20 protein-coding genes, 3 pseudogenes and 1 other annotated feature are annotated in these 25,295 nt (G+C 69.9%); of the genes and pseudogenes, 15 read left to right on the top strand and 8 right to left on the bottom strand.

The annotated features are described in order from the left end of the window. Window positions 1-162: 162 nt before the first annotated feature. Entirely contained in the window at window positions 163-564 is a 402-nt protein-coding gene (locus M6G65_RS32825) for a PTS sugar transporter subunit IIA (protein WP_010682249.1), read from the top strand. Between the two features lie 6 nt (window positions 565-570). Here the strand turns inward: M6G65_RS32825 and M6G65_RS32830 are convergent, their stop codons facing one another. From M6G65_RS32830 to M6G65_RS32850, 5 genes are all read right to left on the bottom strand, one after another. Then, on the bottom strand, window positions 571-1,395 hold the full coding sequence (locus M6G65_RS32830; RefSeq protein ID WP_238194498.1) for an EamA family transporter: 825 nt from the start codon (window positions 1,393-1,395) through the stop codon (window positions 571-573). 62 nt (window positions 1,396-1,457) lie between these two features. Next, window positions 1,458-2,771, bottom strand: coding sequence for an ATP-dependent protease ATPase subunit HslU (gene hslU / locus M6G65_RS32835; RefSeq protein ID WP_250103394.1), 1,314 nt, complete (start codon window positions 2,769-2,771; stop codon window positions 1,458-1,460). 102 nt (window positions 2,772-2,873) lie between these two features. Further along, on the bottom strand, window positions 2,874-4,370 hold the full coding sequence (locus M6G65_RS32840) for a SulP family inorganic anion transporter (RefSeq protein WP_238194401.1): 1,497 nt from the start codon (window positions 4,368-4,370) through the stop codon (window positions 2,874-2,876). A gap of 60 nt (window positions 4,371-4,430) precedes the next feature. Next, window positions 4,431-4,486: a sequence feature (sul1 is cis-regulatory element that is thought to sense ions involved in sulfur or methionine metabolism; They are found in Alphaproteobacteria), on the bottom strand. Between the two features lie 65 nt (window positions 4,487-4,551). Next, complete coding sequence (locus M6G65_RS32845) at window positions 4,552-6,222, bottom strand: methyl-accepting chemotaxis protein (RefSeq protein WP_238194402.1); 1,671 nt, start codon at window positions 6,220-6,222, stop codon at window positions 4,552-4,554. Between the two features lie 263 nt (window positions 6,223-6,485). Next, entirely contained in the window at window positions 6,486-8,171 is a 1,686-nt protein-coding gene (locus tag M6G65_RS32850; RefSeq protein WP_238194403.1) for a methyl-accepting chemotaxis protein, read from the bottom strand. Between M6G65_RS32850 and M6G65_RS32855 the strand changes: the two genes are divergently transcribed. After that, the gene (locus M6G65_RS32855; protein WP_250103395.1) at window positions 8,161-8,385 is read left to right on the top strand and encodes a hypothetical protein; all 225 of its coding nucleotides are present in this window, start codon (window positions 8,161-8,163) and stop codon (window positions 8,383-8,385) included. The two genes, M6G65_RS32850 and M6G65_RS32855, sit on opposite strands and share 11 nt — an antisense overlap. Window positions 8,386-8,657: 272 nt before the next feature. On the opposite strand, the gene hslV is transcribed toward M6G65_RS32855, so the two are convergent. Further along, window positions 8,658-9,188, bottom strand: coding sequence for an ATP-dependent protease subunit HslV (gene hslV / locus M6G65_RS32860; protein WP_192707359.1), 531 nt, complete (start codon window positions 9,186-9,188; stop codon window positions 8,658-8,660). 146 nt (window positions 9,189-9,334) lie between these two features. Then, a pseudogene (locus M6G65_RS32865) lies at window positions 9,335-10,140 on the bottom strand (SGNH/GDSL hydrolase family protein). Between the two features lie 426 nt (window positions 10,141-10,566). Here M6G65_RS32865 and M6G65_RS32870 point away from each other — a divergent pair. From M6G65_RS32870 to M6G65_RS32880, 3 genes and pseudogenes are all read left to right on the top strand, one after another. Then, window positions 10,567-11,780: pseudogene (locus M6G65_RS32870) on the top strand (MSMEG_0565 family glycosyltransferase). Beyond that, window positions 11,773-12,051: an MSMEG_0570 family nitrogen starvation response protein gene (locus tag M6G65_RS32875; RefSeq protein ID WP_238194407.1), complete on the top strand. Its 279-nt coding sequence runs from the start codon at window positions 11,773-11,775 to the stop codon at window positions 12,049-12,051. The pseudogene M6G65_RS32870 and the gene M6G65_RS32875 overlap by 8 nt, the downstream one beginning before the upstream one ends. Window positions 12,052-12,149: 98 nt before the next feature. Beyond that, on the top strand, window positions 12,150-12,449 hold the full coding sequence (locus tag M6G65_RS32880; RefSeq protein WP_238194408.1) for a hypothetical protein: 300 nt from the start codon (window positions 12,150-12,152) through the stop codon (window positions 12,447-12,449). On the opposite strand, the gene selB is transcribed toward M6G65_RS32880, so the two are convergent. After that, on the bottom strand, window positions 12,446-14,407 hold the full coding sequence (gene selB, locus M6G65_RS32885) for a selenocysteine-specific translation elongation factor (protein ID WP_250103396.1): 1,962 nt from the start codon (window positions 14,405-14,407) through the stop codon (window positions 12,446-12,448). The genes M6G65_RS32880 and selB overlap by 4 nt on opposite strands. 343 nt (window positions 14,408-14,750) lie before the next feature. Here selB and M6G65_RS32890 point away from each other — a divergent pair, with 343 nt between their 5' ends. The 10 genes and pseudogenes from M6G65_RS32890 to M6G65_RS32935 all read left to right on the top strand — a co-directional run bounded on the left by M6G65_RS32890 (window position 14,751) and on the right by M6G65_RS32935 (window position 25,274). Further along, a complete protein-coding gene (locus M6G65_RS32890; protein WP_238194409.1) occupies window positions 14,751-16,268 on the top strand; it encodes a CYTH and CHAD domain-containing protein in 1,518 nt (505 codons plus the stop codon). A 90-nt stretch (window positions 16,269-16,358) separates the two neighbouring features. Beyond that, on the top strand, window positions 16,359-17,525 hold the full coding sequence (locus M6G65_RS32895) for a carboxylate-amine ligase (protein ID WP_238194410.1): 1,167 nt from the start codon (window positions 16,359-16,361) through the stop codon (window positions 17,523-17,525). A 275-nt stretch (window positions 17,526-17,800) separates the two neighbouring features. Then, window positions 17,801-18,262: a tellurite resistance TerB family protein gene (locus M6G65_RS32900; protein WP_238194411.1), complete on the top strand. Its 462-nt coding sequence runs from the start codon at window positions 17,801-17,803 to the stop codon at window positions 18,260-18,262. A 107-nt stretch (window positions 18,263-18,369) separates the two neighbouring features. Continuing rightward, entirely contained in the window at window positions 18,370-19,647 is a 1,278-nt protein-coding gene (locus M6G65_RS32905) for a Zn-dependent hydrolase (RefSeq protein WP_238194412.1), read from the top strand. A gap of 102 nt (window positions 19,648-19,749) precedes the next feature. Then, window positions 19,750-21,033 (top strand): beta-ketoacyl-ACP synthase, encoded by a 1,284-nt coding sequence (locus M6G65_RS32910; RefSeq protein ID WP_250103397.1) that lies wholly within the window; start codon window positions 19,750-19,752, stop codon window positions 21,031-21,033. Continuing rightward, on the top strand, window positions 21,030-21,797 hold the full coding sequence (locus M6G65_RS32915) for an SDR family NAD(P)-dependent oxidoreductase (protein WP_238194414.1): 768 nt from the start codon (window positions 21,030-21,032) through the stop codon (window positions 21,795-21,797). The genes M6G65_RS32910 and M6G65_RS32915 overlap by 4 nt, the downstream gene beginning before the upstream one ends. Before the next feature lie 3 nt (window positions 21,798-21,800). Further along, window positions 21,801-22,115, top strand: coding sequence for an SH3 domain-containing protein (locus tag M6G65_RS32920; protein ID WP_373323653.1), 315 nt, complete (start codon window positions 21,801-21,803; stop codon window positions 22,113-22,115). A gap of 75 nt (window positions 22,116-22,190) precedes the next feature. After that, complete coding sequence (locus M6G65_RS32925; RefSeq protein WP_238194415.1) at window positions 22,191-23,213, top strand: zinc-binding dehydrogenase; 1,023 nt, start codon at window positions 22,191-22,193, stop codon at window positions 23,211-23,213. Between the two features lie 270 nt (window positions 23,214-23,483). Beyond that, a complete protein-coding gene (locus M6G65_RS32930; RefSeq protein WP_238194416.1) occupies window positions 23,484-24,500 on the top strand; it encodes a lipid A biosynthesis lauroyl acyltransferase in 1,017 nt (338 codons plus the stop codon). A gap of 7 nt (window positions 24,501-24,507) precedes the next feature. Continuing rightward, a pseudogene (locus tag M6G65_RS32935) lies at window positions 24,508-25,274 on the top strand (DUF1223 domain-containing protein). Window positions 25,275-25,295: the final 21 nt, after the last annotated feature.

Genomic DNA, 25,295 nt, shown 5'->3' on the forward strand with positions numbered 1-25,295 from the left:
CAGGTGCGCCGAGTCGCGCAACGGTGGTATCCCCCCATGGCGCGCACGCGGCAGCCATGGCATGATCACAGCAATGTCCGGGCAAAAAAGTCGCGTTCGCCTTGTGGGGGGCTGTGCGATGCACAACATGGCAGCACACACAGGACGTTGGAACACGTGTCGATGATTGGCATGGTGCTCGTCACTCACGGGCTGCTGGCGACCGAGTTCAAGGCCGCTCTGGAGCACGTGGTCGGCCCGCAGGATCAGATCGAAACGATCACGATCGGGCCGGAGGACGATATGGAGCTGCGACGACGGGACATCATGTCCGCGGTCTGTCGCGTGAATACCGGAGACGGCGTGGTGGTGCTCACCGACATGTTCGGCGGCACGCCGTCCAATCTGGCGCTCTCGTGCATGAACGGCGGTTCGGTCGAGGTCGTCGCGGGGATCAATCTGCCGATGCTGATCAAGCTCGCCAGCGTCCGCGACGAGGAGAAGCTCGGCGACGCCGTGCTTCACGCCCAGGAAGCCGGACGCAAGTACATCAACGTCGCCTCGCGCGTCCTCGCCGGCAAGTAACGCCGCTCACGTCTCCAGGATCGCCGCCTGGGGTGCCGATCGCCGCGAACCGACGGTGATCCCCACGGAGGCCGCGATGACGAGGCCGATCGCGAGCCATTGCACGGCACTGATTCGCTCCCCCAGCAGCACGAGGCCGGCACAGGCTGCGACGGCCGGCTCCAGGCTCATGAGCACGCCGAAGCTCTTCCGATCGAGGCGGCGAAGGGCCGTCATCTCCAGCGAGTAGGGCAGGGCGCTCGACATGATCGCCACAGCGAGCCCGGAGAGCAGGATTCCGGGTGCGAGGAGGCTCGCCCCCGCCTCGGCCACACCGAACGGTGCCACCACGAGCGCGGCGGTGAACATGCCGAGCGAGACCGCTTGGCCGCCATCGACCCGGCCGGCGCGCTGGCCGAACAGGATGTAGAGCGCCCAGGCCAGCGCCGCCCCGAGATCCAGCGCGACGCCGACGAGGTCGAGCCCGTCGGTGGTGGCGATCGGCAGGAGCAGCAGCAGCCCGAGGATTGCGAGGCCGATCCACAGGAAATCGGATCGGCGCCGCGAGGCGATCAGCGCGACCGCCAGTGGCCCGGCGAACTCGATCGCCACGGCCGGCCCGAGGGGCAGCCGCGCCAGGGCTAGGTAGAACAGCAGGTTCATCAGCCCCAGAGCCGCGCCGTAGAGCGCGATCCAGCCCGCCTCCCGCGCCGGCAGGCTCCGTCGCCACGGCCGCCATACGGCGATGAGGATCAGCGCCGAGAAGCCGACCCGCAGCGCCGACGTCCCCGCCGCACCGACGGCCGGGAACAGGCTCTTGGCAAAGGTGGCCCCGCACTGGAGCGAGACCATGCCGGTGACCAGGGCCGCGACCGACAGCGCGACTGCGGACGGGGCGCCCCGCCCGAGGGTGCTCACAAGATGAACCGGCTCAGATCCGCGTTGGCCGCGAGATCCTGCACCCGGGCCCGCACATAGGCGGCATCGATCGGGACGGTCTCACCCGACCGGTCAGTGGCCGTGAAGGAGATCTCGCCGATCACCCGTTCCAGGACCGTCTGCAGCCGGCGGGCACCAATATTCTCCACCGAGGAATTCACCTCGACGGCAACGCGGGCGAGCGCGTCCACCGCGTCGTCCGTGAAGGCGAGGGTCACACCCTCGGTCTCCATCAGGGCGACGGTCTGTTTGATCAGGCTCGCCTCGGTGGTGGTCAGGATCTGCTTGAAGTCGTCAACGGTGAGCGGCTGCAGCTCGACCCGGATCGGCAGGCGCCCCTGCAACTCCGGCAGCAGGTCCGCAGGCTTCGACACGTGGAAGGCGCCGGAGGCGATGAACAGGATGTGGTCGGTCTTCACCGGGCCGTGCTTGGTGGCGACCGTCGTGCCCTCGATCAACGGCAGCAGGTCGCGCTGCACGCCTTCACGGGAGACATCGCCGGACGAGCGGCCCTCGCGGGCGCAGATCTTGTCGATCTCGTCGAGGAAGACGATGCCGTTGTTCTCGACCTCGCGAATTGCCTCGCGCACCAGCGCCTCGTCGTCGACGAGCTTGTCGGATTCCTCGGCCATCAGCGGCGCGTAGGCGTCGCGGACCAGGACACGGCGCGGCTTGCCGCGCTGGCCGCCGAGGGCCTTGCCCAGCATGTCGCCGATGTTGATCGCACCCATGGACGCGCCCGGCATGCCGGGGATCTCGAACATCGGCAGGCCCGCGGGCGCGCCGGCGGCCAGTTCCAGCTCGACTTCCTTGTCGCCGAGCTCGCTGTTGCGGAGCTTGCGGCGGAAGCTGTCGCGGGTGGCGGCGCTCGCGGTGGGGCCGACGAGGGCATCGAGGATCCGGTTCTCGGCCGCGGCCTCGGCCTTGGCCTTCACGCCCTCGCGCTTCACCTGACGGGTCAGGCCGATCGCCACCTCCACGAGGTCGCGGACGATCTGCTCGACGTCGCGGCCGACATAGCCGACCTCGGTGAACTTCGTGGCCTCGATCTTCAGGAACGGCGCGTTGGCGAGACGGGCGAGGCGCCGGGCGATCTCGGTCTTGCCGCAGCCCGTCGGGCCGATCATCAGGATGTTCTTGGGCGCCACCTCCTCGCGCAGCGGCCCGGTGAGCTGCTGGCGGCGCCAGCGGTTGCGCAGCGCGATCGCGACGGCGCGCTTGGCGTCGTGCTGCCCGACGATGAAGCGATCGAGTTCGGACACGATCTCGCGCGGAGAGAACGTCGTCACCGCTTAGCCATCCCTGTTCCCCGGCCCGACACGCAGGCCCTGCGCCGGGAATGGGGTCGCGCGCCGCCGCGCGCAAGGGCGGCGCGCGCGCGAATAGCCGCCTCAGTGGCTTGCCAGCGACGGCGATGCGCCGGCCTTGTCGTGCGTGCCGAAACGCTCGACCAGGGTGGCGCTCGCCGCGTTGAGCCCGATCACCTCGACGCTGCGTCCCCTTGCGCGGGCCTTGAGGACCACGCGGTCGAGGGCGGCGACCGCCGAGATGTCCCAGAAATGCGCGGCGTGCACGTCGATCACGAGACGCTCGACCGGCTCCAGCACGTCGATCGCGTCCGTGAAGGTGCCGGCCGAGGCGAAGAAGACTTGGCCGGTGACGTGGTAGGTCCTGGTCCTGCCGTCGGCGGACAGCGCGGCGGTCACCCGGCTCAGCCGCGACACCTTCCCGGCGAAGAACACCCCGGACAGGAGCACGCCGACCAGGACGCCGATGGCGAGGTCGCGGGTCGCCACGACCACCAGGACGGTGGCCAGCATCACTGCCGATGACGGCAGCGGGTTGGTGCGCAGCTGCGCCAGCGAGCGCCACGAGAAGGTGTTCAGCGAGACCATGATCATCACGGCCGTCAACGCCGCCACCGGGACGACGGCGAGCAGACCCTGCAGCGCGACGAGAAGCACCAGCAGGAAGGCGCCGGCCACCAAAGTGGACAGCCGGCCGCGCGCGCCTGACGAGACGTTGATCACCGACTGGCCGATCATCGCGCAGCCGCCCATGCCGCCGAACACCGCCGAGGCCATGTTGGCCAGACCCTGGCCCATGCATTCGCGATTCTTGTTGCTGCCGGTATCGGTCATGTCGTCGACGATCTGCGCGGTGAGCAGGCTCTCCAGCAATCCCACCGCCGCCAGGGTCACCGCGTAGGGCAGCAGGATCCGCAGGGTCTCGAGGGTGAGCGGAACGTCGGGCAGGGCGAAGCTCGGTAGCGCCGAGGGCAGGGCGCCCAGATGCGAGACCGTCCGGACGTCGAGGTGGAACGCCGCCGTGAGCGTGGTCAGCACCGCGATCGCCACGAGCGGCGACGGGATCGCCCGCGTGATCCGCGGGAAGCCGTAGATGATCACGAGGCCGAGGGCGATCAGCCCGTAGGTGGCCGGCGTCACGCCGGTCAGCTCGGGAAGCTGCGCCAGGAAGATCAGGATCGCCAGCGCGTTGACGAAGCCGGTCATGACCGATTGCGACACGAAGCGCATCAACCGGCCGAGCTTCAGCAGGCCGGCGAGAATCTGGATCAGCCCCATCAGGATGGTGGCGGCGAACAGGTACTGGACTCCGTGCTCGCGCACGAGATCGACCATCACCACCGCGGTGGCGGCTGTCGCCGCCGATATCATCGCCGGGCGGCCGCCCGCGAATGCGATCGTGCAGGCAATCACCACCGAGGCGTAGAGGCCGACCTTCGGGTCGACTCCGGCGATGACCGAGAACCCGATGGCTTCGGGGATCAACGCGAGGGCGACGACGATCCCCGAGAGGGCGTCGGCGCGCACGTTCGACCTCCACCCGTGAAGGAGGCCGGCAGTTCCGGATAAGTTGCGTGACATGAACATTCCGCACGGGACGCGTGTCCGCCGGCTTGGGCGGAGCGATCAGCGCCTCGAATGCGTGGTCCGGCGGATCGGCGGCCGGAAGAGCCACCCGGGCTTTCACCGGGTCCTTGCGAATGGCCGGACCCTACGGGGCCCGGCGCTGCAATGCAACATCGGCGCGAAGCGCCGCCGCGGCTCAGGCGGCGCGCACCTGTGCCACGAACCCGGCGACCTCGCCGCCGAGGCCGTTGGAGCGGCGCGCGATGTCGGCGGCGGCGTCCAGCACCTCGGCCGCGCTGGCGCCGGTCTGGCGGGCTGCCTCGAGGACATGCGCCATCGTCTCGGTGACGGACCGGGTGCCGCTCGCGGCCTCGGAGACGCTGCGGGCGATCTCCTGCGTGGCGAGCTGCTGCTCCTCGACCGCCGCGGCGACGCCGAGCGCGATGCCGTGGACCTGCTCGATCGTGCCGCCGATCTCCTCGATGGCGGCGACCGCCTCGTGGGTCGCGGCGCGCATGGCGGCGATCTGGCCGGCAATCTCCTCGGTGGCCTTGGCGGTCTGGGTCGCGAGATCCTTCACCTCGGTGGCGACCACCGCGAAGCCGCGGCCGGCCTCGCCGGCCCGGGCCGCCTCGATCGTGGCGTTCAGCGCCAGGAGATTGGTCTGGCCCGCGATCGTGGAGATGAGAGAGACGACCTGCCCGATGCCGTCGGCACTGCGGGCGAGCGCCTGGACGCTGGAGCGCGTCCGCCGCGCCGCCTCGACGGCGCTCTCGGCAGCGGTGGAGGTCTGGGTCACCTGGACCCCGATCTCGCTGGCGGTGGCGGCCAGCTCCTCGGTCGCGGCCGCGACGGCCTCGACGTTGTGGGCCGTCGTCTCGGCCGCACGGGTCACGGCCTGCGACTGCGTGCCGGTATGCTCGGCATTGCCGGCCATCGCGGCGGCGGCACGCTCCATCCCGTTCGCGGCGCCCGCGAGATGATCGACGAGACCGCCGATGCTGCCCTGGAACCGGTCCGCGAGACTCGACATCTCGGCGCGCTTGCGCAGGGCCGCCTCGGCATCCATGCGCTCGTGATCCTGGCGCAGGGCCTCCGCGTCCCGAATCGCCGCGCTGAACACCTGCATGCTCGTCCAGATCGCCCCGATCTCGTCGCGGCCCGGCTTAATGGCCGGCAGGGTGTGATCGCCGCGCGACAGGCGCTGGATCGCGTCCGAGACCGCCCGCAGCGGCCGCGCGATCTGGCGCTGCCCGACCAGCAGGCCGAGTGCGCCGCAGATCAGGGCTCCGGCCAGGGCGAGACCCAGAAGGAGCAGCGTCCGCGCCTGGAACAGCGCCTGCGTCTCGCCCTTGATCGCCGCCATCTCGGCACGCCCCTGATTCACCAGGGTGTCGATGCTTGCCTGGAAGGCCTTGCGGTTGGCGCGGTTCGCGTCGTTGAAGCCGAGATCGGCGGCGGCGCGCGGGCTCACCGTCTCGCCCGCTTCGGCGAGGGCCGTGCGCAGCGCTCGGAACGCGTCGGCATTGCGCGCCATCGCGTCGAAGAGCGGTCGCTCCGCCTCCGTCACCTGCGGCGCCCACTCGCTCCGCAGCGCGTCCATGTCGGCCAAGCCCTTGCGGACACCGGCGGCGTATTTCGCGGCCTCGGTCCGGTCGGCGGACGCGTAGACGCCGCGCGAATCCATCGTGACTTCGGCGGCGAGGCGGTTGAAGTTCGCAGCATTCAGCGCCCGGATCGAGGCATTCTCGACTTTGGTCAACGAGCGTTCGAAGCTCTGAAGCGTCGCCACGCTGACGCCCGCCACGACCAGCGTCGTCAGGCTGCAGGCGCCGACGAACCCCAGGAGCTTTCCGCCGATTTGCATTGTATTCCAACCCTGAGGCGTGGTTGGAGGCAAAATGGCTTCAATTGTTCAAAGGGTCGTTAACTCACGACCCGGGGCGATATCGGTATCCGACAGATCCCGGCGAGATCCGAGGAGCATCCGGCAATCCCCGGACCACGCGCGATAGAACATACGGCCGATTGTCTGCCTGACGACCTACCTTGGCGCTCTCCGACCTGCACCTCCCGACCTCCACTGGCTGAGAGGTGCGCCTGTCAGTTCGGCGATTCCGGTTCTATCCGTCACGCCGCCCGCACGGTTGCCAGAAAGCGTCCGACCTCGGCCGTGGGGTTTCCGGACTGGCGCGACAATTCCGAAGCCGCGTTCAGGACCTGATCGGCTGCGGCGCCGGTCTCTTCGGCGGCGCCCGCGACACCGGAGATGTTAGTCGTCACCTCGCCGGCGCCGAGAGCCGCCTGAGCGACGTTCCGAACGATCTCCTGCGTGGTCGCGCCCTGCTCCTCGACAGCCGCCGCGATCGACGTGGCGACGCTGCTGATCTCGCGGATGCGCCCGGTTATGCCGCCGATGGCTGCCACGGCTTGCCCGGTGGAAGTCTCGATCTGAGCGATCTGGCCGGAGATCTCATGCGTGGCCTTCGCAGTCTGCTCGGCCAATGCCTTCACCTCCGCGGCCACCACGGCGAAGCCCTTGCCCGCGGCGCCGGCCCGGGCAGCCTCAATGGTCGCGTTGAGCGCCAGCAGATTGGTCTGTCCGGCGATGTTGGAGATCAGGCCGACCACGTCGCCGATCCGGGACACGGACCCGCTCAACTCCTGGACGAGTGCGCCGGTCTGGTCGGCCTCGGTCACCGCCAGCTGGGCCAGCTGGGCCGAGCCGTTGACCTGCCGGCCGATCTCCTGGACCGACGATCCCAGTTCCTCGGCCGCGGCCGCGACGGTGTTGACGTTCGAGGCGGCTTCCTCGGCCGCGGCCGCCACGGTGGTCGATTGGCTCGACGTCTCGGTCGCGGTCGCCGACATGGTCCTGGCCGTGGCCTGCAACTGCGTGGCCGAGGACGAGACCATGCCGACGATGCCGCCCACGGCGCGGTCGAAGCCATCGGCCAGCTCGATCATGGTCTTACGCCGCTCGGCCGCGGCCGCCGCATCGGCGATGCGCTTCGTCTCGGCGTCCTCGGCCGCCTTCTTGGCCACCATCGCCTTGATGCCCTCCACGGCCTTCCCGACCGCACCGATCTCGTCGCCGCGCTGCGCCTCGGCGATCGGCGCCTCGATCTCGCCCCGCGCCATCCGCTGAAGAACGGCCACGAGCCGGCTCAGCGGCCGCGTAAGCATCGCGAAGACCAGGATCCCCAGCAGACCTGCGATCACGACGCTGGCCGCGCTGCCCAAGATGCTCGTGAAATAGGCCGTCCTGAAGGATTGCTCCTGCGCGGTGCTCCGGATGGTGAGGAGATCCCGCTCGGCCTGCGACGCGTCACCAACCTTGGCGCGCAACGCGTCCATCGATGCCTTTCCGACGCCTCCGGCTTCGCTCTGCTGGGCCTTCGCAAGATTGCCCGCTTCGACGAGCGCAATCTCCTTGGCGGCGACGTCGGACCACGTTTGGGCGGACTGACCGACCGCGTCGAGGCGCCGTTGCTGTTCGCCGTTGTCGGCAGTCAAGGCCCGCACCGCCTCGAAGGAGGCGCTGAAGGCCTTCTGGCCGGCCCGGAAGGGTTCAAGGAACTTCGGATCGGCCGACAGCAGGTATCCGCGCAAACCCGTCTCCTGATTGACCATCGACGTGGTCACGCTTTCGAGCTCCGTCAGAACCTTATAGCTGTGTTCCGTCATGCCATTGGTGAGCTCGATAGCTGACAGACGACTGTATCCGATCGCACTGATGCCGATAGTGACTGCAGCCAGAGTTCCGAATGCGACCGAGAGCTTGGTCACAAGCCCGGTATCGTTGATGAAGCGCATCCTGCAGTTCCCATTACGCGGCGACATCGCCGATTTTCTGATCTCGCACGAACGTATTAATTTGCACGATGTAAAATTTGTCTTACATCATGCGGGCTGGGCGTGCGCTGGAAGACATCAACAAGGAACCGACGACGTGATCGCCGGACGCTTCGCAGTCGAGTCGGAAATATTCATACCGGGTATTGAGAACGTCGGCGCGGCGAACGGCTAGGTACTTCGTGAGCGAGCAGGTGCCGTGCCCGAACTCTGGCCGGTCAAATCACGGCCGAATATCAGACTTCGTTCAGGCGTGGAGAAAGCAATTGCCCGGACGCGTATTCTCGCATCTCGCCGAAGATGCCCGCGCTGGACTCCCTCGGGGTCGGGAACGCGATGCGGCGCCAGTCTGCGGTCGACGCCGCGGACTGGCCCACTCAGGATCGCTCTTCGGATCTCCGTCTCACCCGTCAGGGCGTTTCGATCAGGCGCGTCCGCCGGATGGCCTCAGGCCGCGTCGAGCGCCTCGATCACGAGATTGCCGTTCGTGTAGACGCAGATCTCGGCTGCGATGGCCATCGCGCGGCGCACGATCGCCTCGGCGTCGAGTTCGCCATCTTCCAGGGCGCGTGCGGCCGCAAGCGCATAATTGCCGCCCGAGCCGATCGCCATCACGCCGCTCTCCGGCTCCAGCACGTCCCCTGAACCTGACAGAAGCAGGCTGACGTCGCGATCGGCGACCAGCATCATCGCTTCGAGGCGGCGCAGGTACCGGTCGGTCCTCCAGTCCTTGGTCAGCTCCACGCAGGCGCGGGTCAGCTGGCCAGGATATTGTTCGAGCTTGGCTTCAAGGCGCTCGAACAGCGTGAACGCGTCGGCCGTGGCACCCGCGAACCCGCCGATCACCGCACCCTTCGCGAGACGCCGGACCTTTCGGGCATTGCCCTTCACGATCGTCTGGCCGAGGCTCACCTGGCCGTCGCCGCCGAGCACGACACGGCCGCCCTTCCGGACCATCAGGATGGTGGTCGCGTGCATCTGGGGCGGATTGCCCCGGTCGTCGGACCTGAATGCGTCTTGGCTCAAGTTTCGGCTCCGCTCTCGATCGCGCCGAGATGGGGAGCCTTGTCGGCGTCGTCCAGCCGCTGACCCGCGTTGCCCGCATCCCTTCGCGAGGGCGAGGCTTACTCCGCGACGGCCTCGGCCGTCTGCGTGCTGCCGGCGTCCTGCAGGATCGATGCGCCGCGGCCTCGGCGAGAAGGGCGTAGCCGCGATCAGCCATATGCAGGCCGTCAGAGGCGAAAAGCTGCTTCGGAGTCAGCTTTCCCTCGCGCACCCAGCCGTGCATCAGGTCGGCGCGGCGGATGACCGGCACGTCGAGCTCATCGCCGATGCTGCGCACCGCGTCCAGGAACCGCGACGAACCGGGCGTCGCCTCGAGCTTCGGGCACCATTGCGGCTCCATGAGCACGACATCGATGCCCGCTTCGCGGATCCGCCGAATCGCCGCCACCGTGGCCTCGCGGAAATGGTCGATCGAGACGCCGCGCAGGGGATCATTGCTCCCCGTCTGCCAGATGACCAGCTGCGGCTCGGCCGCGATCACATCCCGATCGAGGCGTGCCAGCATGTCGTCCACGTGCTCGCCGCCGATGCCGCGGTTGATCACGGCGACGTCGATCCCGCGCAGCTTCTTCCGCAGATTGATCTGGAGACGGGCCGGATAGGCGTTCGCGGGGCTTGAGGCGCCCACCCCTTCCGTCGAGGACGAGCCGAACGCCACGATCTTCAACGGAGCGCCGATCGCGATCTGGCGGGCAACGTGCGGCAGGTCCGGGCTCTCGCGCAGGTCGAGCCCGAGAAGATCCAGCGATTCCGGAAGCAGGTCCGCGTAGGCCAGGACAGCTGTCGGCACGACGAGCAGGCTACAGAGGACACCAAGCCGTCGCAGCATCTTGCGGACGGGCCGGGCGGGACCAAAGCTGTTCATAGTCTGGGACACGGGACCGACGGCTCCGGCTCTCGTGAGCAACGGATACAATCTGACACACGGGCTTGCAAAGTGGGGTTCCGTCCGCCGCTTGAAAGCATGATGAATTCGTAACACAAAATTAGCGAAGCTGGGCTGCCGAGGCGCTGCCTCGACTCCCCTCCCGGATCCGAACGGCGACCGCGACCAAAGATCAGGTCCCGTCATGCGGGCAAGGCTGATCTTGGTGCTGGCGCCTGTCGGTGACTGGCCGTGTCAGTCAACGGATCGATGATGAAGGCCGGCGCCGAGATCCGCGCGCGGCACGAACCATGCGTCGAGCCGGCTGCGGATCTCCGGCAGGGCGGCGGAGAACGCGGTTCGGGAATTCGGGCGCGACGCCCGGACCGGCTGCGAGCCACGACAGGCCGTCCCAGGGTCGACAGCTTGCGCATCGCGATCCTCACGCGCTCGACCCAACCCTGCAGCAGCACGGTCCACGCGCTCGCCCTCGGCGAAGCCCTCTGCGCGCAGGGGCACGAAGCTGTGGTCCACGCCCCGGATCCCAGCGGGCGCGGCTTCTTCCGGGACGCAGGCTGCCCGGTGGTTTCGGTTTCGGCCAAGCCGGTGACTGGATCGGCCGCTGTCCAGGTGCAGACCCGGATCGCCGATTACCTGGCCCATTTCTCGACGCCGGCGGCGTGCGACTTCGACGTGTTTCACGCGCAATGCGGCATCAGCGGCAATGCACTGGCGACCCTGACCCGCCGTCGCCTCATCGCCGGTTTCGTGCGCACGGTGCATCGCCTGAACGCGGTCGCCGACCCCCAGATGGCGCAATGGCAGGAGCGCGCGATCGCCGATGCCGCCCGGCTGCTCTGCGTCAGCCGGACCGGCGCCGCAGCGCTGCTGGCCGCGTACGGAGCACGGGCCGACATGGTCGGCCACGGTGTCGACAGCACCGTGTACCGGCCCGAACCCGAGCCAGGCGACGCTGATCTGCGCCGGCGGCTCGGGCTCGGCGCAGGGCCCGTCTTCCTCAGCGTCGGCGGGTTCGAGCCACGCAAGAACACGCTCACGATCATCGAGGCCTTCGCGACCGTCCGGCAGCTTGTGCCGGATGCGCAACTCGTCGTGGCTGGCGACGCGGCGCGCCCCGACCATGCGGGCTACGAGGCCCGGTGCTGCGCGTCGCTGGAGCGGGCGGGCTTGGCAATCGGCCCGGGCCAACCGGTCATCCGCACCGGTCCGATGGCGCAGGCGGACATGCCGGCCTTTACCGGCTCGCCGATACGCTGGCCGCGCCGTCGCTGACCGGCGGCTACGGTCTCTGCGTCTTGGAAGCGATGGCGTGCGGGACGCCAGCGATTATCTCGGCACGGGCGCCCGGCGTGGTTGGCACCGCATCGGTCGAGGCCCTCGCGGCCGACCCGGACGATGCCGCTGGGATCGCAGCGGCGATGCGGACCAGCTTGGTGCCGGCGCGCCGCGCACAGCTTCGCAACGCCGGCCGCGCGGTCGCCCGCGCCCAAACCTGGGCAACGTGCGCGGCCCGCCACTTGCCGACCTACGAATCCTTCGCGCCGGGGCCCGCACCTCTGATGCCGGTGGCCACGGGCTCGGCAGCCTGGAATATTCAGCGGTTCCCGCGCGATGCCTGAGATGCACTTCCACATCCGCTGGCCGGACGGGTCCAGGGAAACGTGCTACTCGCCGTCACTGGTCATCAAGGATCACCTCGCGGTCGGGCAGGACTACCCCGTCGAGGAGTTCGTGGCCCTGACCCGCCTGGCTCTCGGTATCGCCAGCGAGCGTGTTCGTGCCCGCTACGGTTTCCCCTGCGGCCGGGCACAAGCCCAACTGGCCCGGATCGAGATGTCGGCGCGCCGCCAGGGCCCCGGAACCGTCCACATCGAGTCCTTCGAGGAGTAGGCTCTCGCCTGCGAGCCGACGTGGCGAACCGACACAGGGAAAGCGCCCGGACCGGTCAAGTTGTTCGCACATCTCTCCGCGAACGACAGGCAAAGGCGATGAAGATCCGGATTGCTGCGGCGCTGATCCTGGCCGCAATCCCGGCCGTAGCGCAGACCCGGCCCTCGAGCACGACCATGACCTGCCAGCAGACCGTGCGTTTGATCCAGGCGCGGGGTGCCCTGGTGCTCGGGACCGGCGGCATGACCTACGATCGCTTTGTTCGGGACCGCTCGTTCTGCGAGCCCACCGAGATTGCCAAACGCGCGTTTCGTCCGACCCGGGACAATCCGAACTGCCTGATCGGCTACACCTGCTACGAGCTGGGTCCCGGCGACTGGCCGGGCGAGGATTTCTAGGCCGAACCCCGGCTGGGAGAACCCGGTTCAAGGCCGACGATCACCCGGCGATCCCCGGCCCGCCGGGTGAAGCCCACCGCGTCGAGGTGCTCGAGGAGCGGGATCGAGAACTTGCGCGAGATCCCCAGGGTCGCTCCGGCCTCTCGGGCCAGGAAGCCCGACTCGGCCGTGGTGGCGTTGGGGAAGGCCTCGGTCAGACGTGTCCGGGCACCGGCAACCGCCTCGCGGTGGAACAGCACCGCACGGCGTTGCACGCGATCGACGGCGCGGATCACCGTGCCGGCGCCGACCAGATAGGTCAGGGCCTCGCGTCGGCGCACGTCGCGACCCACGGCGTCGCTTTCGTCGGGCGGGTTCAAGCCGGCGCGGCGGAAGAGCTGCTCCAGCCGGCGGGCGACCTCGTTCTCGTTCCGAGCCGGATCGAAATCCGCACGCCGCCACAGAGTGCCGGCCTGGGTGACCGCACCTGAAGCGGCGAGAGCCCGCAGGACCGTGCCGGTGAGCGCCTCGGTGAGAGACAGCGAGCGGGACAGACGCTCGATCGCGATGCCGTGCTCCATCGGGTTGTCACGATGGTGCTGGGACAGGGCTGCCAGCGCGCCGGTCCGGAGGGCCTCGAAGGCTCCGGCCCCGATGATCCGCTCGCCGACCTCCCGCGCGCCGGATTCGAGCAGCAACGCCCGAGCCCGGTCCGGGGCCACGCCCGCGAGGCGTGCCAGCTCGATCAGCGACGCGCCGGCCGCGCCGGCCTGCCCGAGACGGACCGCAATCACCTCGGCCGGCCGCCCCGTCGCCAGAGCGGCGAGATCGGCCATCACGCGCGGATCGTTCCGCCGGCGCCGCCGGCTGGCCGGATCGATCACGCGGCCGCCCGCCACCGTCGCCGCCGGCGAGTCGAGCCGCAGGACGAAGGGCTCCCGAGCCGGCACCGAAACGGGATCTGCGAGGTGCAGCTGCGCCTGGGTGCTCGCGCCGGGCTCGAGGGCGTCGCGGTCGAGCAGTCGCAGCCGAGCCTCGACCTCCGTGGTGCCGACCAGCAGGCGGCAACCGGTGCCGCCGGCCAGCGCCGTCTCTGCGCTGGTTGCGGCCGTGATCGCCACGTCGATCCACTGGCTCGGGGCGAGCAGGCCCGGCAGCGACAGGGCCTGACCGCGGGCGATCTCGCCGAGGCCGACGCCGCGCAGGGCGACGGCGGTTCGACGCCCGGGCTCGGCGCGCTCGACCGGGCGGCCGTGGATCTGAAGGCCGCGCACCGTTGCGGTCCGGCCACCGGGCACGATCTCCACATTGTCTCCGACCGCGAGCGGACCGCGACGCAGCGTGCCGGTGACCACCGTGCCGAAACCCGGCCGCGAGAAGACCCGGTCGACCGGCAGATACGGGAAGCCGTCGTCGGTGCCGGGCTCTGCCTGGACCAGCAGCGCGGACAGAGCCGCGGCAAGCTCAGAGAGGCCTGCGCCGGTGATCGCCGAGGTGGCGATGACGGGACCCGCCTCGATTCCGGCGCGGGACGCCGCGGCGGTGATCTCGGCCGACCGCGCCGCGATCGCCTCGGGCGACGCGAGATCCGTCTTGGTCAGCGCCAGCACACCGCGGCGGACGCCGATCAGGCGGGCGATCTCCAGGTGCTCGACAGTCTGCGGCTTGATGCCTTCCTGCGCATCGACGGCGAGAAGGACGGCCCGCATGCCGGTCGCACCCGACACCATGGCGCGCACAAATCGTTCGTGACCGGGCAGGTCGATGAGGTCGATCTCACCCTGATCCGAGGACAGCAGGGCGAAGCCCGGGACGATCGACACGCCGCGAGCCTGTTCTTCCTTGAGCCTGTCCGTCTCGATCCCGGTGAGCGCACGCACCAAAGCGGTCTTGCCGTGATCGACATGCCCGATCACGCCGACGAGGAGGGTCTTCAACGCAGCCACCGACCGGACCATCTCCGCGGTGCCGCCGTCCACGCCGGGCGCACCACTCTCGCAGCAGGGGAAGTCTGCCTCACCGGCTCAACGTTGAACCGCGAGCCGCCGGACGGTCGGGACCGGGGCGTGCGAGGTAGATTGGATTGTGGACAATTTGTTTTGCCACGCGATTCGGATTTGGGAAAGCGCGTTTTTAACGCAGTGCAACATGCCTCATGCGCATACGGCGGTGCTCTTGCGCCCTGCTTGACGCCGTGGAAGCGTCTATGTCCCTCAGGATGCTTTGCTGGATGGCCAGCCCGAGCCGCGGCAGCGCGACTCTTCGATGCAACCGGTTGAGCGCCTCGCGCCATCAGGCAAGGCAGGTCACAAAGAGGAGAGCATGAGCGACACCGATAGCGCCGCCCCGGCAGAGCCCCGTGAGATCGAGCTGAAGCTCGACTGCGCCGGTCCGGACCTGACTGCGCTCGCCGCCCATCCGCGGCTCCAGGGCGCTGCGGCCGTAGACCCCGAGCTCCTGGTCACGACCTATTACGACACGCCGGGCCGTGACCTCCGGGCGGCGGGCCTGACCTTGCGCGTGCGCGCGAAGGGCGGCCGCTATATCCAGACCGTGAAGGCGGGCGGCGGCAATGTCGGCCTGTTCAACCGGGCCGAGTGGGAATCCGAGATCGCCGGCGAGACGCCGGACCCGGCGGCCTGGGCCGAGACCGCGGCAGAGCAGGTCCTGCGCGAGGCCGATGCGCCCCTGGAGCGTCTGTTCTCCACCGTGGTGAGGCGCCGCGAGATTCCGGTCGAGCAGGGCGCGTCGAAGATCCTGGTCACCCTGGACGAGGGCCGTGTCGAGGCCCCGACCGGCGATGCGCCGCTCTGCGAGATCGAGCTGGAGCTTCAGGAGGGCGACCCGGCCGACCTCTTCCTGGTCGCTCAGGGGCTCGCCGAGACCGTGCCGCTGCGCCTGTCGGTAAAGGCAAAGAGTGCGGTCGGCTTCGCGCTGCTCGACGGCAAGGGCCCGTCGATCGTCAAGGCAGAGACGCTGGACCTTCCCGAGGGCGCGAGCGCCGGCGACGTTTTCCGTCGTGTCGCGCGGGCCTGCCTACGCCACATGCGCCTCAACGAGACGGCGTTCCTGGAGGGCGGCCGGGCCCCCGAGGCGCTGCATCAGATCCGCGTGGCGCTGCGCCGGCTGCGCTCGGCCCTGTCGCTGTTCGCGCCCATGCTGGAGGGCGATCCGCGCGCGGAGGGCTTCAACGACGAGATCAAGCGGGTGACCGAGCCGTTCGGCCACGCCCGCAACCTCGATGTGTTCCTCGGGCACACGCTGCCGACTTTGGTCGAGGAGCGTCCGGATGATCAGGGTCTCGACGGCCTGCGCGAGCGGGCCGAGGCGGAGCGGGAGCGCGCCTACGACGCGGTCCTCGCAACCCTGGAGAGCCCGCAATGGCGCGGCCTCATCATCGAGTTCGCCGGCTGGATCGAGACCGGCTCCTGGGCGGCACAGCCGGCAGCCAATGAGGACGGTCGCGATTTCGCGGCCCGCGTGCTCGACCGGGCTCGGCTGAGGCTCAAGAAGCGCGGTCGCGGCCTCAAGAAGCTCGACCCCCATACCCGCCACCGTGCCCGGATCGCCGCGAAGAAGCTGCGCTACGGCGCGGAGTTCTTCGCCGGCCTCTTCCACAAGAAGAAGTCGCGGCGGCGGCAGGACAAGTTCGGGGCGGCCCTGTCGGACCTGCAGGACCATCTCGGCGTGCTGAACGATCAGGAGACCGCGCGCGCGATGACCGAGAGCCTGTCCGGGCCGCCGATGCCGGGTCCGGACGACCCGGGGGCACAGAAGCTGCTTGAGGCTGCCGCGGAAGCCCGGGCCGAGCTCCTCGACGTGAAGCCGTTCTGGCGCTGACGCATCGCGCGCGCCGCCGCACGGTCCGGAACTCGGCCGGTGCGGTGGCGTTCGCCGGAAGGTCCGCCCGGGCGCGGGCAGGGAGCGCCGATGGCCCACGCCTACAGGTTCGGTATCGAGGAGGAGTTCTTCCTCGCCGATGCGCGCACACGCGGGACGCCGCGCGCCGGGCTCCGGGCCTTCCACGCCGCCGTGCGGGCTCGCCTCGACCATGCCGAACGCGAGCAGCTTCAGTCTCAGGTCGAGGTGGCCTCGCCGCCGAGCGCCGATGTCGCCGAGGCCAGGGAGCACCTCGCTGGCTTGCGGCACAGCCTCGCGGAGATCGGCGCCGACCGGGGGGTGCTGCCCTTCGCGGCGGGCACGCACCCCACGGCGCGCTGGCGTGACCAGCGTCCCACCGACAAGGCGCGCTATCACGGCATCATGGCCGACCTCCGCATGCTGGGCCGGCGCAACCTCGTCTGCGGCCTTCATGTCCACGTGGAGGTTCCGGACCCTGAGGCGCGGATCGGGCTGATCAACCGGCTGCTGCCGTTCCTGCCGGTGCTGCTGGCGCTGTCGACCTCATCGCCGTTCTGGCAGGGCCAGCAGACCGGGCTGGCCGGCTACCGAATGCGCGCCTACGCCGAGTTGCCGCGGACCGGCGTGCCGGAGCTGTTCGCCGACGCGGCCGACTACGCCCGCTACGTCGACGTCATGACCAGGGCCGGAGCCATAGCGGATGCCAGCTACCTCTGGTGGCACCTGCGCGCCTCGCTCAAATATCCGACCCTCGAATTGCGGGTGGCCGACAGCTGCACGCGCCTCGACGATGCGCTCTGCATCGCGTCGCTGTTCCGGTGTCTCGTACGGCACGTCGTGCGGGACCGGACCTGCAATGCCGGCCTGACCGCGGCTTCGCGGGGCTTCGTCATGGAGAACCTGTGGCGGGCCGAGCGCGACGGCATCCGGGCCACGCTCATCGATGAGGTCCGCGCTGAAGCGGTACCCTTGGTCACGTGCGTCGATGATGTGCTGGGCCTGATCGCCGAGGACGCAGACGCCCTGCATTGCGCCGAGGCCTGCGGACACGCCCGCACGATCGCGGCCGAAGGGACGAGCGCGGATCGCCAGATGGCCGTGTTCGCGGCAGCGCGCCGGTCCGGAGCCACGGAGCGCGCAGCGCTATCGGCGGTGGTGGACCATCTCGCCGACGAGACCGCCGCCGGCACGACGCCCGGGCCTGGGGGGCACCCGAACAACGTTCCGGCGGCGTGACGACGGGACAGGATCCGGCTGAGGGGGGTGTCGGAGCCTGCGATCCGCCGACCGCGCTTTGACAGCGCGGTTGTCACGATGAGTCGCACACGCATGTTGCCGAAGCGTGTCTATTCGCCGAAACGATGATCGATTTGCCTATATTCGGCAAAGCCAACCGTCTGTCATCTGCCCATACCAGTGTTGCGTCGACGGCCTGCAGCGCAGCGGCTTCCCTCGCAGCCGCGCTCTGCTATCCCTCACGCGTTTTCCGCAGCCATTCGCGATCATCCGGCATGAGCCTCCTGCGCGACATCATCGGCCGAGTTGGCCGCACCGTGACCGCTTACGCGGGCGATAAGGCGCTGATGCTCGCCGCCGTCTCGGCGGCCGCCAACGTCATCGTGGCCGACGGCGAGGTCGCCGGTCGGGAATTCGACGCTGCCCTTCAGGGCCTTCGCGCCGATCCGGTGCTGATGAAGGGCTACGACGCGCTGATGCTGGAGACCGAGCTCTACGAAGGGATCGCCCGGGCGCGCACCCGCCTCGGTCGTGCCGAGAACCTGCGCCATGTCGGGGCGATCTCCGAGCGACCGGCGATCCAGCGCGAGAACGTGTTCCTGATCGCCGCGGATGTCGCCGATCAGGACGGGATCAGCAACATCGAGGCGAGCGCCCTCGGTGAGATCGCGGCGGCGCTGCGTGTTGACGGCGTCGGGCTCCTTCGAGCCAATCCGGTCCGCCATCCGCCAGCCTGACCGGTGCGGTTGGCATCGGCGTTGCTGGAGGCGCGCGCGTCGCTGAGACGGCGGCGTCTCCTCACAAAGCACTTGTCCCACGGCATCGCGCCGTGAAAGGAACCGGCATGGCCGAGACGATCCCGAGCAAGACCCACAACCTGCGCGCCGATGGCACGCGGCTCTGGTCCACGATTCTGGAAACCGCCGCGTTCGGCGGCACGCCCGCCGGCGGCATCAACCGGCTGACCCTTTCGCCCGAGGATGGGCGGGTGCGCGACTGGTTCCGAGACGCCTGCGAGGCAGCCGAGCTGACGGTCTCGGTCGACGCGCTCGGCACCCAATACGCCCTCCGGCCCGGCCGCGACATGAGCCGGAAGCCGATCGCCTTCGGATCGCATCTCGACACCCAGCCCACCGGCGGGAAGTTCGATGGCGTTCTCGGTGTCCTGGCCGGTCTCGAAGTGATGCGCAGTCTGAACGACGCCAACATCGAGACCGAGGCACCGCTGATGGTGGTGAACTGGACCAACGAGGAGGGCTCGCGCTTCGCCCCCGCCATGATGGCCTCGGCCGCCTATGCCGGCGAGTTCACCACCGACGCGATCCTGGCCAAGCGCGACGCGGCCGGCACGACGGTCGCTGAGGCCCTGGACGCCATCGGCTACCGCGGCGGCGAGGCCGTGGGCGCGCAGGAGATCGGCGCGTTCGTCGAACTGCACATTGAGCAGGGGCCGATCCTGGAGGCGGAGGGCAAAACCATCGGCGTGGTCGAGGGCGGCCAGGGCATCATGTGGTTCGACGGCGTGATCACGGGTTTCGAGAGCCACGCCGGCACCACGCCGATGCCGCGCCGCCGGGACGCGCTGCTGGCCCTGTCGGAGTTCGCGCTGGCCGCCGAGCGGATCGCCCTGGCGCACGCGCCCTCGGCGGTGGCGACGATCGGCGAGGCCGCGATCCTGGCCCCCTCCCGCAACGTCGTGCCGGGCCGGGTCGCCTTCACGGTAGACGTGCGCGACCCGCGCTCAGAGACCCTCGACGCGATGGAGGCGGCACTCCAGGAGGCGGCGGCCGAGATCGCGGCGCGGCGCAAGCTCGAGATCGCGCTGAACCGGATCTGGCGGAAGGAGCCGGTTCCGTTCGACGCCGCCATCGTGGCGGCCATCGACCAAGCCGCCGAAGGGCTGGGGCATGCCCGCCGCCGGATCATCTCGGGCGCCGGCCACGATGCCTGCAATCTCGCCGGCAAGGTGCCGGCTGCGATGATCTTCGTGCCCTGCAAGGACGGGATCAGCCACAACGAGGCGGAATCCGCGACCCAGAGCGACTGCGCGGCCGGAGCCGACGTGCTGCTGCAGACGGTGCTGCGGCTCGCCAACGCCCCAAAAGCGGCGACGGCCGCCTGACCGGCCGGAGCGTGGTCCGGATCGCCGCAGCCGGTGCGGCGCTTCGGAACACGTCGGGTCGCCCGGTGTGCGAAAGCGTAAAAATCCCTTAAGGACCATCGCATGAGCGCGCGATCGTACCGCGACGCCAAGGGCCGGCCGCTCGTCGCGGTCACCGGCATCGGCGTCGTCTCCTCCCTCGGCCAGGGCCAGACGGACACCTGGGCCGCCATGACCGAGGGCCGGTCCGGGATCCACGCCATCGGTCGGTTCCCCACGGACGGCCTGCGCACGCGCATCGCCGGCACGGTGGATTTCCTGAACACCGACCCGCTGGTGGCGCCGCTGCTGTCCGAGCGCTTCGCTGCCGTCGCTGCCGAGGAGGCGGTGGCGCAGTCCGGGATCGGGACCAAGGGCGATTTCCCGGGGGCGCTGTTCATCGCGGTGCCGCCGGTCGAGATGGAGTGGCCGCAGCGGCAGGCTCTGGCTGAGGCCGCCGGCTGCGACGGGCCGGTCGATTATGCCGGCCTGCTCCGGGCCGCCGCAACGCGCCGGTTCGATCCCTGGCATGACCTGTTCATCTTCGGCACCGTCGCCGACCGGATCGCCGACCGCTTCGGCACCAAGGGCTCGCCGATCTCGCTGTCGACCGCCTGCTCGTCGGGCGCCACCGCCATCCAACTCGGCGTCGAGGCAATCCGGCGCGGCGAGACCGCGGCGGCGCTCTGCATCGGAACCGACGGGTCGGTAAATCCCGAATCACTGATCCGCTTCTCGCTGCTCTCGGCACTCTCGACCCGCAACGACGATCCGGCAGCGGCCTCGAAGCCGTTCTCGAAGGACCGCGACGGCTTCGTCATGGGCGAGGGCGCGGCGGCTCTGGTCCTCGAGGACGCGGAGGCCGCCGCCGCCCGGGGCGCCGCGATCCTCGGCTACGTCCTCGGCTGCGGCGAGAAGGGCGACGGCTTCCACCGCACCCGCTCCAGCCCGGACGGGGCGCCGATCATCGCGGCAATCCGGGCGAGCCTGGAGGATGCCGGGATCGGGGCCGACGCGATCGACACGGTCAACGCCCACGGCACCTCGACGCCGGAGAACGACAAGATGGAGGGCCTCGGTCTCGGGGCCGTCTTCGGCGCCCGGGCCGCCACCCTGCCGGTGACGTCCAACAAGTCGATGATCGGCCATACCCTCACCGCCGCCGGGGCCATCGAGGCGGCCGTGTCGCTGCTGACGCTGCGGAACGGCCGGATCCCGCCGACCATCAACCATCGGGTGCCGGATCCGACAATCGGTCTTGACGTCGCCGAGACCGCCCGCGATCTGCCGGTCCGCACGGTGCTGTCGAACTCCTTCGGGTTCGGCGGCCAGAACACCTGCCTGGTCTTCGGCGCGGAACCGGCGTGAGCGGCGTGACCACCCCGCGCCGGGTCCTCGTCACCGGCGGCGCCTCCGGGATCGGCGCGGCGATCGTGCGCGCGCTCGCCGGTGCGGGTCACGCGGTCGACTTCACCTATCGCGCCTCGGCCGACGCGGCGGAGACTCTGCTTACCGATCTGCGCGCGGCGCATCCGGATCGCGCCTTCGCGGCCCATGCCCTGGACCTCGCCGACAAGGCGGCGCTCGACGGCTTCTGCGAGACCGCGGAGGCGGCGGGCTATTACGGGCTGGTCCACAACGCGGGCCAATCCTGCGATGCGCTCGCGGCCATGCTCGATCAGGAGCGCGCCGAGGCCGCCATGCAGGTCAACTTCTTCTCGCTGACCCGCCTCGCGAAGGCCCTTGTGCGCGAGATGACCCGGGCGCGGTCCGGCCGGATCGTGGCGATCGGCTCGGTCGCCGCGCTGCGGGCCAATGCCGGTAACGCCGCCTACGCGGCGACCAAGGGCGCGCTCATCGCCTATTGCCGGACCCTCGCCATCGAGACGGCCAAGCGCGGCGTCACGGTCAACGTGATCGCGCCGGGCTTCGTCGACACCGCCATGATGGAGCGCTACGCCGCGTATCGAGACGGTATGGAGCGCCAGATCCCCGCGGGCCGCTTCGCGCGTCCCGACGATGTCGCCGCGCTCGCAGCCTTCCTGCTCGGCGATGGGGCTTCCTACATCACCGGGGCCGTGCTGCCCGTCGATGGCGGCCTGACCGCCATGATGGGCGTGCATCGGACCTGACCGGTGACGCCGCCGAACCGGACCACCCTGCCGATGCGCGCCCGCCTCGCTCTCCCTGTCGCTCTCTGCATCGCGCCGCTCGCGGCGGATCCAGCCTTGGCCGAGCCGGAGACGTACCGCATCTCGGGCCTTGCGCCCGGCGAGGCTCTGAGCATCCGCGCGGAGCCCGACCCGTCGGCCGAGCAGATCGGCGAGATCCGGTCGCGCGCCCTGGTTTTCGGCTGCACCAACGAGACCCCGAGCCGCACCACGTGGTGCCGGGTCAAGGCCGGCCGGGTTCTGGGCTGGGCTCGGCGACGCTACCTGGCGCCGGACTAGCGGCGGGTTCCGAGGCCCGACCTTCCCTGAGATGCACGAACCGCGTCGCCGCGCCGCCAACGGAAAACAACGCTTATGCAAGCCCTTCAGCTGTTCGGTGACCGCGATCTGCGCCTGAGCGAGATCGAAGCGCCGCCCGCGCCCGGCGCCGGCGAGGTGCAGGTCCGGATCCGCGCGGTCGGCCTCAACTTCATCGACGTCTGGGGTTTCCGCGGCATGGCCTTCGCCAAGCGGAAGATGCCGCTGATCGTCGGGGCCGAGGCCGCCGGGATCATCGAGTCGGTGGGGGAGGGCGTCGCCGATCTCGCGCCTGGCGACCGGGTCGTGCCCTACGGCGCCATGACCTGCGGGCGGTGCCGCGCCTGTCGCGAGGGCCGCGACAACCTCTGCGAGGATGTCTCGGGGGTCATGGGCTTTCACCTCGACGGGTTTTCCCGCGAGCGTGTGACGATGCCGGCGCGGCTGGTCGTGAAGGTGCCGGACGGCGTCAGCGACACCGACGCGGCCTGCGCGGGCATCGCCTTCGGGACGGTCCAGCACATGCTCTTCGACAATGCCCGGCTGGAGCCCGGCGAGAGCGTGCTGATCCATGCCGGCGGCTCGGGGATCGGCACCGCAGCGATCCGCATGGCCAAGGCGATCGGCTGCACGGTCTACACGACGGTCGGAGACGACGAGAAGGGCCGCAAGGCCGCCGAACTCGGCGCGGACCACGTGATCAACTACCGCACCGAGCGCTTCGAGGGCGAGGTCCGCCGCCTGACCAAGCGCAAGGGTGTCGACGTGGTGTTCGAGCATGTCGGGGCCGACACCTGGAACGGCTCCCTGCTGTGCCTGAAGCGCGGCGGCCGGCTCGTCACCTGCGGGTCGACCTCCGGCGTCTCGGCGACCATGAACCTGATGCAGCTGTTCCAGCAGCAGTACCGGATCACCGGCTCGTTCGGATGCTCGCTCGCCAACATCCGCCAGTCACTCGACAAGATGGCGGCCGGCATCCGGCCGGTGGTGGATACCGTCTACCCGCTGGCCGACTTCGCGCAGGGCCTGGAGCGGCTGGAATCGCGCCGGGTGTTCGGGAAAATCCTCGTCAGCCTCTGATTGGAGGCTACGCCGCACACGCGCTGTCATCCCGGGGCCGCGCAGCGGAGCCCGGGATCCACAACCGCCGGCGAGCCGGATCCTGGCCTGCCTGTGGTTCTGGGTTCCGGGCTCGCCTGCGGCGCCCCGGAACGACGGCGCAGAACCGGATCTATCCGCGAGGATCAACGTCGGGGCGTCCGCCGCCATTTCGCACTGCAGGAGACATGGCTTAAGCTTCGCCCTACGGACGCGTCGGGGGGCCGCCCGTGTCAGGCCCAGGATTCGATTGTGCTGCGTCTCGCTCTCCTGTTGAAACGGTCGTATCCGCGCCTCGCCGGCTTCGCCACCATTCCCCTGATCCGAGCGCTGGTCTGGCTCGCGCGGGTCCTCGGGCCGCAGCGATCGACCGCCCTCGGGGCCGCGTTGCTGCGTGTGGTCGGCCCGCTCCTGCCGGCACACCGCACCGCCCTGGCCAATCTCCGGGCCGCCTTTCCGGAGAAGACCGAGGCGGAGCGGAAGCGGATCGCCCTTGAGGCCTGGGACAACCTCGGCCGGACCGGCGCCGAGTACGCCCATCTCGACAGCCTGTTCGACTACGATCCCGAGGCCACGGCGCCCACGCGGACCGAGGTCGCGGGGATCGAGCATTTCTTCGCCCTGCGCGACGACGGCGAGCCGGGCCTGATCTTCTCGGCGCATCTGGCCAATTGGGAGCTGCCGGCCATCTGCGCGGCCCGCTTCGGCCTGGACGCGACCGCCGTGTTCCGACCGCCCAACAATCCGGCCGCGGCCCGCCTCGTCCAGGAGGTCCGCCGCCGGTCCATGGGCGGGCTGGCCGCCTCGACGCCGGGCGCCGTGTTCGCCATGCGCGATGTCGTCGCGAATGGGGGGCACCTCGGTCAGCTCATCGACCAGCACTTCACCCGCGGCGTCGTGGTCCAGTTCCTCGGTCGGCCGTGCCTTGCCAACCCGCTGCTGGCCAAGCTCGCCCGGCACTACGAGTGCCCGGTGCACGGCGTCCGCGTCGTTCGGCTGCCCGAAGGGCGCTTCCGTCTGGAACTGACGCCACCCCTCGACCTGCCGCGCGCCTCCGACGGGACCATCGACGTGGCGGGCGCCATGCAGGCGATGACGGCCGTGGTCGAGAGCTGGGTGCGCGAGAATCCCGGCCAGTGGCTCTGGATGCACCGGCGCTGGCGCCCGGACATGCTGCCGAAGCCGAGGCCGACCTCGACGGCGCCTCAACCGATGGTAGATGGCTCTCAAGCCAACGTGATTTCACAGACGGCGTCCCAGACGTTCTGATACCCGAATGACGCCCCGGCACCGCGCCCTGACTCGCGACAGCCGCGCGCTCTGCGCTGCCGTTCTGTTCTCCACCCTGGTGCTTGCGTCGGCGGCGCGAGCCGAGCCGGTTCGCGCTGTGGTGGAATTGTTCACGAGCCAGGGCTGCGGCGCTTGCCGCACGGCCGATCCGGTTCTGCGCGATCTGTCCCGTCAGCCCGGGGTGATCGCTCTCACCCTGCCGGTGACCTACTGGGATTATCTCGGCTGGAAGGACACGCTGGCCCTGCGCCCGCTCACCGAGCGCCAGCGTGCCTATGCGAGGGCCGCGGCGCGCGCCAGGTGTTCACCCCGCAGGTTGTAATCGACGGCAGTGCCTTCGCGGTCGGTTCGGACAGGAGCGCGCTGGAGCGACTCCTGCGCGACGCCGCGCAGCGTGGGGGCTTGCCGGTGCCGGTACAGAGCGAGCGGCAGGGGGACCAGATCCTCGCCGAGGTCGGCGCCGCGCCTGAGGCCAAGACCGAGTTGCACGGCGACGTCTGGCTGGTGCCGGTGCTGCGCAGCCGGGCGATCGCGATCCAGGGCGGCGAGAATGGCGGCCGCACCGCGACTTACGTCAACGTCGTGCGGGGCATGCAGCGTCTCGGATCCTGGACCGGGCAGGCGACGCGCTTCGACGTGCCCGTGACGCAGACGAAGACGGCCGACGCCGACAGTTGGGTCGTCTTGCTTCAGGGAGCCGCGGACGGCCGCCCGGGCCGCATCTTCGGCGCGGCCAAAGGTCCGGGGCTGTAGCGGCCGGCCGCGGGATCGCGG

Source organism: Methylobacterium tardum (assembly GCF_023546765.1).
GTDB classification, from domain to species: domain Bacteria; phylum Pseudomonadota; class Alphaproteobacteria; order Rhizobiales; family Beijerinckiaceae; genus Methylobacterium; species Methylobacterium tardum.

What these genes read in the sequence shown, in the direction of transcription:
- M6G65_RS32825 (WP_010682249.1), top strand. Translation starts at nt 163, where the DNA reads ATGATTGGCATGGTGCTCGTCACTCACGGGCTGCTGGCGACCGAGTTC.
- M6G65_RS32830 (WP_238194498.1), bottom strand. Translation starts at nt 1,395, where the DNA reads ATGGTCTCGCTCCAGTGCGGGGCCACCTTTGCCAAGAGCCTGTTCCCG.
- M6G65_RS32840 (WP_238194401.1), bottom strand. Translation starts at nt 4,370, where the DNA reads ATGTCACGCAACTTATCCGGAACTGCCGGCCTCCTTCACGGGTGGAGG.
- M6G65_RS32845 (WP_238194402.1), bottom strand. Translation starts at nt 6,222, where the DNA reads ATGCAAATCGGCGGAAAGCTCCTGGGGTTCGTCGGCGCCTGCAGCCTG.
- M6G65_RS32855 (WP_250103395.1), top strand. Translation starts at nt 8,161, where the DNA reads ATGAAGCGCATCCTGCAGTTCCCATTACGCGGCGACATCGCCGATTTT.
- M6G65_RS32850 (WP_238194403.1), bottom strand. Translation starts at nt 8,171, where the DNA reads ATGCGCTTCATCAACGATACCGGGCTTGTGACCAAGCTCTCGGTCGCA.
- hslV (WP_192707359.1), bottom strand. Translation starts at nt 9,188, where the DNA reads ATGCACGCGACCACCATCCTGATGGTCCGGAAGGGCGGCCGTGTCGTG.
- M6G65_RS32875 (WP_238194407.1), top strand. Translation starts at nt 11,773, where the DNA reads ATGCCTGAGATGCACTTCCACATCCGCTGGCCGGACGGGTCCAGGGAA.
- M6G65_RS32880 (WP_238194408.1), top strand. Translation starts at nt 12,150, where the DNA reads ATGAAGATCCGGATTGCTGCGGCGCTGATCCTGGCCGCAATCCCGGCC.
- M6G65_RS32890 (WP_238194409.1), top strand. Translation starts at nt 14,751, where the DNA reads ATGAGCGACACCGATAGCGCCGCCCCGGCAGAGCCCCGTGAGATCGAG.
- M6G65_RS32895 (WP_238194410.1), top strand. Translation starts at nt 16,359, where the DNA reads ATGGCCCACGCCTACAGGTTCGGTATCGAGGAGGAGTTCTTCCTCGCC.
- M6G65_RS32900 (WP_238194411.1), top strand. Translation starts at nt 17,801, where the DNA reads ATGAGCCTCCTGCGCGACATCATCGGCCGAGTTGGCCGCACCGTGACC.
- M6G65_RS32905 (WP_238194412.1), top strand. Translation starts at nt 18,370, where the DNA reads ATGGCCGAGACGATCCCGAGCAAGACCCACAACCTGCGCGCCGATGGC.
- M6G65_RS32910 (WP_250103397.1), top strand. Translation starts at nt 19,750, where the DNA reads ATGAGCGCGCGATCGTACCGCGACGCCAAGGGCCGGCCGCTCGTCGCG.
- M6G65_RS32925 (WP_238194415.1), top strand. Translation starts at nt 22,191, where the DNA reads ATGCAAGCCCTTCAGCTGTTCGGTGACCGCGATCTGCGCCTGAGCGAG.